This is a genomic window from Streptomyces sp. NPDC004721, assembly GCF_053601495.1.
In genome coordinates this window covers 1-8,817 of the sequence record NZ_JBSGBZ010000117.1, presented here as the reverse complement: position 1 = coordinate 8,817, position 8,817 = coordinate 1, and the positions used below count along the sequence as shown (strand labels likewise).

The window sequence follows — 8,817 nt, the reverse complement described above, 5'->3', positions numbered from 1 at the left end:
CAGGCGCTCGCTCCGGGCTGGCACGCCCTGCTGCGTGCCTTGGAGCGTCATCCGACGCGGCTGTCGGCCCGGACCTTATCGACCCCGTGGCGACTCTGCCTGGCACGGACCGCCCATGCGACCGAGGGTGACCCGGCCGAGTTACTCAAACACACCAGCGCACGCAGCCTCGACGCCCATCTGCTCGCCCCATAACTTCCCCGCAGCCAGCAGCCAGCACCCGCGACCGGGTTGCCCCCCCGTTACCTTTTTCGTGGCTCCGCAATGGGGCCTCCGGCCTTCGGGTCCGGCATGACTTCCCCCCCTTGTTGTTCATGATCCGGGGGGTGGTGTCACCGGGTCCGGAGGCATCGACGGACCGCTGATGAGGGGCTTGAGCACCGGCTTCACCCGGCCGGAAGAGCTCTCCGTAACGTGGATGTGGCAGCTCGGTGCCCTGGCAAGGCCGGACGAAAGCGTGATGGAGGGACCTGCACGTGATCGACACCGGCGACATCGACGTCTTCCTCGGCCTGGACGTCGGCAAGGGCGAACACCACGCCACCGCCGTCACCCCGACCGGGAAGAAGGCGTTCGACAAGCGCCTGCCCAACACCGAACCCAAGCTCCGCGAACTGTTCGCGAAACTCCAGGCCAAGCACGGAACGGTGCTGGTCGTGGTCGACCAGCCGGCCTCAATCGGCGCCCTGCCGCTGGCGGTCGCGAGGAACATGGGCTGTCCGGTCGCCTACTTACCGGGGCTGACGATGCGGCGGATCGCCGACCTCTACCCAGGCGAGGCCAGGACGGACGCGAGGGACGCGTTCATCATCGCCGACGCGGCCCGCGCAATGCCCCACACGCTGCGGGCCATCGACGGCGAGGACGAGACGATCGCCGAGCTGGAGATGATCGTCGGGTTCGACGACGACCTGGCCGGCGAGGCCACCCGGGTTGCGAACCGGCTTCACGGACTGCTGACTCAGATCCATCCGTCGCTGGAACGGGTCCTGGGGCCGTTTGCAGCACCCGGCCGTCCTCACGCTGCTGGAACGGTTCGGATCCCCGGCCCAGATCCGCAAGGCTGGCCGGCGGCGGCTGATCGCCCTGCTGCGACCGAAGGCACCGCGGATGGCCGAGCGGCTGGTCGAGGAGATCTTCGCCGCGTTGGACGAGCAGACCGTGACGGTCCCGGGAACCGAGGCGGCCGCGCTGATTGTCCCGAGCCTGGCCGCCTCGCTGACGGCCGTGCTTGACCAGCGCAAGCTGCTGGCTGGGCGGATCGAGGAACTCTTGGAGGCCCACCCTCTTTCAAAGGTCCTGACGTCCATGCCGGGAGTCGGCGTCAGGACCGGGGCCCGGATTCTGATCGAGGTCGGCGACGGCAGTACGTTCCCGACAGCCGGCCACCTCGCGGCCTACGCGGGTCGCGCCCCGGCGACCCGCAGTTCCGGGTCTTCAATCCGCGGAGAACAGCCCTCCAAGAGGGGAAACAAGCAGCTCAAACGGGCTTTCTTCCTCTCCGCGTTCGCCGCCCTGGGAGACCCGGCTTCCCGGGCCTACTACGACAAGATCGCCCAGGGCAAGCACCACACCCAAGCCCTGCTCTGCCTTGCCCGACGCCGGGCTGACGTCCTCTTCGCGCTGCTTCGCGACGGGACCTTCTACGAACCGCAGCCGGTCCGGGCCGTCGTCCGGCAGACCTAGACCATCGTCAGGAGGTGATCCGTGGGGCTGTAGTCGATCTTCCAGTCGGCATAGACCCCACAGAGTCCGTCCTTGATGCACCACAGGCCCACGGTCACCCAGCGGACCGATCCGTCATCGCCGAGCGAGAACGCGACCGCAGCCTCGAACTCCTCGCTCCCGCACGGGCAGCCGGCCGCACCAGGCTCGTCGTCCTCCCAGGACTCCTCGTTCCAGTACTCCTCGCTGTCCGCGATGAACACACGGCTCCCGCAGCCAGAACACTCCCGTTCCGAACCGGACGCATTGACCAAAGCGAAGAACACACGGCCGCCGCATCCCTCGCAGACGGAAGGAGCGATCTTCACCGGGCGGCCGTCGACCACACCCCGCAGGAACGCCGCAAGCTCTGCGGGGACACCCTCGCCAACCTGATCATCAGCATGCACGGACACATCGTTCCAGACGCCCCGAACCCCGCCCGGCCAGCTTGACCAAAGACATAGGGGCCCCCAGAGACCGCCAGACCGACCCAGACTGAGCACGATAGCCCACCGCGGACCGGCGGTGGGGCCGTCTACCGTAGAGGTATGGGCGCGATCGTCGTCGTGTACGAGCTCGACAAGCCGGTGGGCACGCGCACCTCCTGGGGCGGGGCGCCTGGTGAGGCACGGACCGTCCGCCGGGTGCATGCGGCGCCCACCGCCCCGGGGACGCCCACCGCGACTGGACCGCGGACTCTCTGCGGCAAGGACACCTTCGCCATGGAGACGGCCTGCCAGCAGCCATCCGAGCACCCTGGGGCGCCTTGGTATCCCGCAAAGTACGCGTCCGTGGTCTGCCCCGACTGCGATGCCGTGATGACCACCTGACGGCCGTGACCGACTGCCCCGCCGTCGCTGCGTCGCCGGAGGGACCACTGCGGCCTGCAGCGGCACCCGCTCGCGAACGGCTACTTCTGGGGGATGGCCAGTTCACGGCCGCGGTAGAAACCTTCCCGCTCCTCGACGACGTACGGCGCCATGGCCGTACGCCGCTGCGCCTCCGGCTCGGAGGCCCGCCAGGAGTCGCATACCTCCTTGGAGTCCCAGAACGACACCCCGGTGATCTCCCGTCCGTCCTCGGACCAGTACGCAAAAGCGCGGCGCAGACCCTGCGGGTATGGGGCGGGACGCCATGCCCTCTCGAACTCCTCCAAGGTGCCCGGCTGAAGCCGGCGTGTCGTTACCCAGACGAAGTGCTCCTCCATCGCAGCCTCCTCCGCAACGCCGGTTCGGCTTGTCGGCCCCTGTCAGACCACCGTAGGTCCAAAACACTGCTTCTGCCTCGGCGGCGATCGCGGCGCTGCGGAGGATCCAGGCACGGTTCCGGATCGCGCCGGCCTGGTGTCATAGGCCTGCTTTCGATCGTGAGGCGCCGGACGGACCATGGAAGGGGGGCCTGGAGCGCGTTCTCGGCTGCGCCCCGTGCATCTGTCGGTGGTGATAGCGATGAAGGGTTCGATCCGGATCGGGAGTGTGCGCGGGGTGGCGGTGTCGGCGCACTGGAGTGTGCCGTTGATCATGCTGCTTTTCGCATACGGTCTGGCCAGCCGGACGCTGCCCAGTTACACGCCAGCGTGGCACCCGCCGCGTACGCGGTCGCCGGAGTGGCTGGCGCTCTGCTGCTGGTGAGCTTGGTGGTGCACGAGGCGGCGCACGCACTGACGGCCCGCAGGGCCGGGATACCCGTCCGAGACATGACATTGTGGGCGCTCGGTGGACTGACCCGGATGGACCGGCGGACGACGGCGCGGGCAAGGTTCGCAGTCGCCGTCAGCGGGCCGGTCGCCAGCCTTCTGCTCGGCGGGGCTGCGATAGGGGGCTCGGCCGCGGTGGACGCGACGCTCGGCTGGCGGGTACCGGTTGCCGTACTGGGCTGGCTGGGGGGCACGAACCTGCTGCTGAGCGTCTTCAACAGGCTGCCCGACGCACCACTGGAAGGGGGTCGAGTGCTGCAGGCCGTGTTGTGGTGGCGTACGCGGCACTGCGAACGGGCCCAGCGGGCGGCCGGACGCAGCCGACAGGTCGTCGGCATGGTGCTGGCCGTACTCGGCGAACACGGGGCCGCACGAGGTCGAGTGGCCCTAATTCCACCGGCACGGCCGGACCGTAGCCAGCGTTCAGGCTCTCACCGGGTTATAGGCCGGTGAGAGCCTGACCAACCCGAGCTTCACCTTCCGGCGTAGTTGCGCACATGTTTCTGGGTGATCTGCATGAGCAGGTCTGGATCCTCGACGTTGCGCGGGAAGTAGTAGTAGTACAGTTGGTCGCAGCCCAGGTCGACGACCTCCGGAAAGCGCCGATCGACGAGAGGGTAGACCGATTTGGGCAAGGCGTAGGTCTCCGCCAGGAGGAAGCTACCTTTGCCGTTCCTCTTGGCCATCGAGATGAAACGTTCCCCGTCGCCACCGAGCAGGACCTTGTTCTGCTCACCCGGGTCGTCGGGTCCCCAGGGCCTGCCGTCGCAACCGAAATAGTCAAGAGCCTCGATCTGGGCGAACCGTTCGGCCGCGTCGGCCGAGGAGCCTCCCCGGAAGGAGGCGAGGTCGAGGAACAACGTGACTGTCGCGTCAGGTTTGATCGTCTTGGCGTGCTCGCTTGCCTGACGGAACAGGTCATAGGCGTTGTTCTGCTTCGGCTCGTCTCAGACGATCCCTTCGAAGGGCCACTGGGTCAGCAACTTCTCAGTCGTCTTCAGGAAGAACTCGATCGTTGCTGGGTGGGTCGGGTCACTTTGATGGCCTCTGCTGTTCGTGTACGGAGTGCCGCCGGACTTCATCACCCAGGTCTCCGGGTGAGTCTCGGTGAAATTGCTGGGCACACTCGGTGCGCCTGCCACCAGGCTTCCCCAACGTGAGGGAACGGCATACGGGGTTATGCCTGCCCGCTTCGCTTCTTCTACTGCTATGTGGACGTTGTAGTTGGCGCTGTCAAAATCTTGCTCCAGCACACTGATCGAGACCGCGTTGGTCCCAATACTGGCCATCCACTTCATGTCCTCGCGGACGCGGCGTGGTACGACGGTATAGGCGTTCGCTGCCAGGTAGTAGGCATTGAGAATTCTGCGCGACTTGCCTGCCTTTGGTGGCTGCGCGGGTCGCTCAAATGCTGAGGCGTCGTTTTGCCCCAGCGCGACTGTGGAGGCGGCGGCACCTGCTCCCAGCACGAGGCTTCGTCGTGCGATCCCTCTCGCGCGCGTTCCCTCACTCGGCATCTCGACTCACTCCGTCCTTTCCGTCGCACATGGTCTTATGGTTGCTCGGGCAGTTGCCCGCCGTTCATCCGCACGCCCTTGAGGACGAGTCCTTCAACGTTTGGCAGTGTCCCCCTTGCATCAAACCACCAAACTGCAAAGGCTTTTGAGTCGGCAGAACCTAACACGGGGCAAAGGCGGACTCAAGAGCTTCCTTCCATGGCTCAGGGCAGGGAAGCGGGCCTGACATGATCGTCACTCGCCGGGAGTTGTGCCGAAAACTTCTGGTGTGCGGTATTTCGGCGTGGTGAACCAAACCAAGACCGTTGTGACTTGACGTGTTGCGATATGACCAGGTCCTGGCGAAGCATGACGTGGTCATAATCGGTGACGACCCAACAGACCTGCGGACCTTGGCAGTTCTGCTGCCCTCGCAGGATCAACAGCCTATGGAGCTCGACCGAGTGGCTCGCCACACGCCGACGTCGGTCAATCCACGGAGGGCTAGATGAAACTTGTTTCAGTAACTGAAGTCCTTGACAGCCGATGGCGTGCATGATCTGGTCATGACGACCACAAGCGGTTTCTAGTGCGGCAGGCCGGCTGATCCCAAAGGAGGGACCATGCGACCTGTCAATGCAACGCGCATCCTGTCGCCATCCGACATGGACTCTTCGGTTCGCGGCGGCCAACACGGTCGGCTGCAGCCCACTGCGGACGTTCCTGACAGGTTGGCTGGCCAGTGGCGCCCGGGACGAGGTCGACCTGACATGGCCGCCTTCCTCGAGGACGATCAGCGTCGTGCGTTCGTGCTTGACGAAGTAGGTCATACACAGGACCCACTACTGCATGGCGTAGAAGGCCACCGATGCACCGGCCTTCGTGCCCCGCGCCGTGAGGGGCTTGTTCACGCTGCACGCGCGTCCGATCGCGGATATGGAGCTCGAGGGTGCTCAGGACCGCCATGGATGACTGAGCGCCGGAGGGAGAGGACGACGGTTCCGCAGTGGACTTACGGGGCTCCCCAAGGTTGGCGGCAAGGTGGTCGAACCGGGTCGCTACCGGCCAAGACCCGCAGAAGACGGTTACGGGAGGGGAACTTCGGTGTGGAAGACCCCGAGAACCGTGCGGACGCGACCGACACTGGAGATCGGTGAGGAGAGTGTGGAGATGAAGGGCCATGGTAGAAGCGGGGGGCGCATCATGGTGATGTCGACCTTGCTCGGGCTCGTTCTTTCAAGTCTTCCAGCGGCGGCCACCGCTGCGTCTGACACGTCTGGCAACGGTGCTGGCGCCCAGTGGGGAGCACCCGGATGGGGGCGTGTGCCGCAGATCGAAAAGTCGATCATGGTGCCCACATTCCCGGACCGCGATTACACCGTAACCGAGTTCGGGGCCGTGGCAGACGGGACGACCGATGCGAGGCCAGCTATCACGGCCGCGATCCATGCAGCCAACAGCGCCGGTGGCGGCCGCGTCGTACTGCCGGCAGGTGCCTGGTTCAGCAAAGGTCCGATACATCTGATGAGCAACGTCGACCTGCACGTCTCCGATGGCGCGGTGCTGCGTTTCAGCCACGACGCCACTGACTACCTTCCTCAGGTGCTGACTCGCTGGGAGGGCACAGACCTCTACAACTATTCCCCGCTGATCTACGCCTTCCGAACGACGAACGTCGCGGTTACAGGCGGCGGTGTTATCGACGGGAACACCCAGCCCTCTGACAAGGAGGGGTTTGGCACGTTCAGGCCGAAGCAGGATCCCGCACAGTCGCGCCTTCGCACGATGGGCACCACTGGGGTGCCGGTCGAGGAGAGGGTGTTCGGGGAAGGTGACTACCTTCGGCCGAGCATGATTCAGTTCTATGAATCAGAAAACGTGCTGCTGAAGGATTTTACAGCCATCAATTCCCCCTTCTGGGTCAACCATTTCGTCTACACGCACAACTCCACGCTCCGCAACGTGACGGTCGACAGCAAGTCATTGAACAATGACGGCGTGGACGTAGACTCCAGCACCAATGTGATGATCGAAGGCAATACTTTCATCACCGGCGACGACAGCGTAGTTGTGAAATCAGGTCGTGACCAAGACGGCTGGCGCGTTGGACGCGCAAGCGAAAACATCATCATCCGGGACAACGACATGCGAGGCCATAACGGTTTGACAATCGGGAGCGAAATGTCCGGCGGAGTGCGTTACGTGTTCATGGAGAACAACATCCTCGGCGACGTGAGGTCCGCGCTCTACTTCAAGTCAAACACGGACCGAGGCGGCAGCATCGAAGATATCTGGGCGCGCAATATCAAGGTCGGGAACGCTGACACAGTGCTCGACTTTGACACCAACTACAAGAACGAGGGCAGCGGCAGATACCCCTCACGATACCGGAACTTCAACGTCGAAAAGGTGACAGCCGAAACGGCTAGGACTGGAATCCGCGCCGTTGGAATCGAAGGTCAGCCGATCCGAGATGTCTTGGTGAGGAACGTAACCATCAATGATGTCGAAAACCCGCTCATCATGAAAAATGCGGAGCACGTCAACCTCAAGAATGTGCGAATGAACGGGAAACGCTGCCCCAACGGCGATGCCGTGCCGAACTGCTGACGTTCCATCCATCTACCGGACTGCAAGGCGCCGTGTCCGCGGGTCGAGATCAGCGTCCCCGAGTGCAGCATGGAGCCGCGTGGCTGGCTACGGCGCCCGGCTCTTAACCACAAGAGAATACCGCAGCAACCCAGCCTCGGCGGGCGACGCGCGGGCTGCGGCCGAGCGGGCTCACGTCCCGGCCACGCGGGGCTATGGCTTCCACTTCGCTGCGGCCCGCCAAAGGGCCCCGTTCCCGCGGCCATGGTTCAGCAACAAGCTGGGGATGGCACTCGACGGTTCAAGGCGAGCGACATGGTGAAGTTGCCGTGCGAGCATGAGTGGCGATGATCAAAACGCAGATGGTTGCCGAGGAGCCAGCGTGCGACACAACATCGGATTAGCAGTACCCCTGGCGGCTCTTGCGCTGCTGACCGCGTGCGGGGTTTACGCGGGAGACACCCATTCCTGCACCCTGATAGGCGCGCTCGTCGGGATCCGGGTCGAGGTTTCCCCGGAACTGGCGAACAGGGTGGCCGACGCAACCCTCACAGCCTGCTGGGACGGCACATGCCGGAAGCGTACGCTGCAGCTACAGGAGACCTCGCCGGAAGAACCGGCAACCCCAGGGAACCCCGTGATGACCACGGAATCCGCTACCGCCGAAGAAAGCCCGGCAGCCCGGACCCCCCAAACCCGCGAGCCCTCCATGCCTGGCTTCGCAGTCATAACCGACCTGCCAAGCAAGCCGATACACGTCACGCTGGTATTCAAGAACAAGCGCGGCGCCACCGTACTCAACCGACAGATCAGCATAACCCCGCAGCCCACCTATCCCAACGGCCGCGACTGCCCGGCGGAGGGCAACCAGGCGCGCCTGACGGTCACGGAAGAGGGCTCGCTGATCCCTCGCTGACCGTGGGCTCCACCACGGACTTGCACTGGCGAGGCGCTAAGGCTACCCGCGTCTTCAGACCCCGGGACAACAGCCGCTGTCCCGGGTCGTCTGGCCATCGGATGGACCGGGAACTCCGGAGCCCAGCCTGCTGGGGACGTTTCCGTATACCCGGCTGGGTACTTTCACGCGAACGCCGACAGGTGGGGCTCAGCGAGGCACACGCGCGCCTGATCGGTCGGCGCACCCGCCACCGTGGCTCACTTTCGTCCGCTGAGGCACAAACGATCTCCGAGACGAGGCGCCGCCTTCACTGGTGGAGGGCGGCCCATGACCTTGAGAAGCTGTTGTTTTTCCGAGCTTGAGGACTGCGTTTCGCCTGGTCAGGCGTGGAGGTAGCGGCAGCGTGGGAGTGGTGGCTCATCGTGTTGTCG

General features: G+C 64.7%; 9 protein-coding genes and 1 pseudogene. 6 read left to right on the top strand and 4 right to left on the bottom strand.

The genetic code is table 11. From position 1 onward, the window contains the following. On the top strand, positions 1 to 195 hold a 195-nt coding region (locus ACWEK3_RS41550), incomplete at its 5' end, for a hypothetical protein (RefSeq protein ID WP_453252182.1). Positions 196 to 479: 284 nt separating this feature from the next. Then, positions 480 to 1,686 (top strand): annotated as a pseudogene (locus ACWEK3_RS41545) (IS110 family transposase). Here ACWEK3_RS41545 and ACWEK3_RS41540 read toward each other — a convergent pair. Beyond that, a complete protein-coding gene (locus tag ACWEK3_RS41540; RefSeq protein ID WP_450543989.1) occupies positions 1,683 to 1,928 on the bottom strand; it encodes a hypothetical protein in 246 nt (81 codons plus the stop codon). The pseudogene ACWEK3_RS41545 and the gene ACWEK3_RS41540 overlap by 4 nt on opposite strands. Before the next feature lie 327 nt (positions 1,929 to 2,255). Between ACWEK3_RS41540 and ACWEK3_RS41535 the strand changes: the two genes are divergently transcribed. Continuing rightward, on the top strand, positions 2,256 to 2,537 hold the full coding sequence (locus tag ACWEK3_RS41535) for a hypothetical protein (RefSeq protein WP_453252181.1): 282 nt from the start codon (positions 2,256 to 2,258) through the stop codon (positions 2,535 to 2,537). An 80-nt stretch (positions 2,538 to 2,617) separates the two neighbouring features. Here the strand turns inward: ACWEK3_RS41535 and ACWEK3_RS41530 are convergent, their stop codons facing one another. Beyond that, positions 2,618 to 2,914: a hypothetical protein gene (locus tag ACWEK3_RS41530; protein WP_450543993.1), complete on the bottom strand. Its 297-nt coding sequence runs from the start codon at positions 2,912 to 2,914 to the stop codon at positions 2,618 to 2,620. Between ACWEK3_RS41530 and ACWEK3_RS41525 the strand changes: the two genes are divergently transcribed. Then, complete coding sequence (locus tag ACWEK3_RS41525) at positions 2,903 to 3,856, top strand: site-2 protease family protein (RefSeq protein ID WP_453252180.1); 954 nt, start codon at positions 2,903 to 2,905, stop codon at positions 3,854 to 3,856. The genes ACWEK3_RS41530 and ACWEK3_RS41525 overlap by 12 nt on opposite strands. A gap of 20 nt (positions 3,857 to 3,876) precedes the next feature. Here the strand turns inward: ACWEK3_RS41525 and ACWEK3_RS41520 are convergent, their stop codons facing one another. Both ACWEK3_RS41520 and ACWEK3_RS41515 read right to left on the bottom strand, forming a co-directional pair. Then, a complete protein-coding gene (locus ACWEK3_RS41520; protein WP_453252179.1) occupies positions 3,877 to 4,263 on the bottom strand; it encodes a hypothetical protein in 387 nt (128 codons plus the stop codon). Between the two features lie 87 nt (positions 4,264 to 4,350). Further along, positions 4,351 to 4,872, bottom strand: coding sequence for a hypothetical protein (locus ACWEK3_RS41515; protein WP_453252178.1), 522 nt, complete (start codon positions 4,870 to 4,872; stop codon positions 4,351 to 4,353). A 1,230-nt stretch (positions 4,873 to 6,102) separates the two neighbouring features. Here ACWEK3_RS41515 and ACWEK3_RS41510 point away from each other — a divergent pair. Both ACWEK3_RS41510 and ACWEK3_RS41505 read left to right on the top strand, forming a co-directional pair. Further along, positions 6,103 to 7,509, top strand: a complete 1,407-nt coding sequence (locus tag ACWEK3_RS41510) for a glycoside hydrolase family 28 protein (protein ID WP_453252177.1) — start codon at positions 6,103 to 6,105, stop codon at positions 7,507 to 7,509. 361 nt (positions 7,510 to 7,870) lie between these two features. Then, positions 7,871 to 8,404, top strand: a complete 534-nt coding sequence (locus ACWEK3_RS41505; protein ID WP_450543997.1) for a hypothetical protein — start codon at positions 7,871 to 7,873, stop codon at positions 8,402 to 8,404. Positions 8,405 to 8,817: the final 413 nt, after the last annotated feature.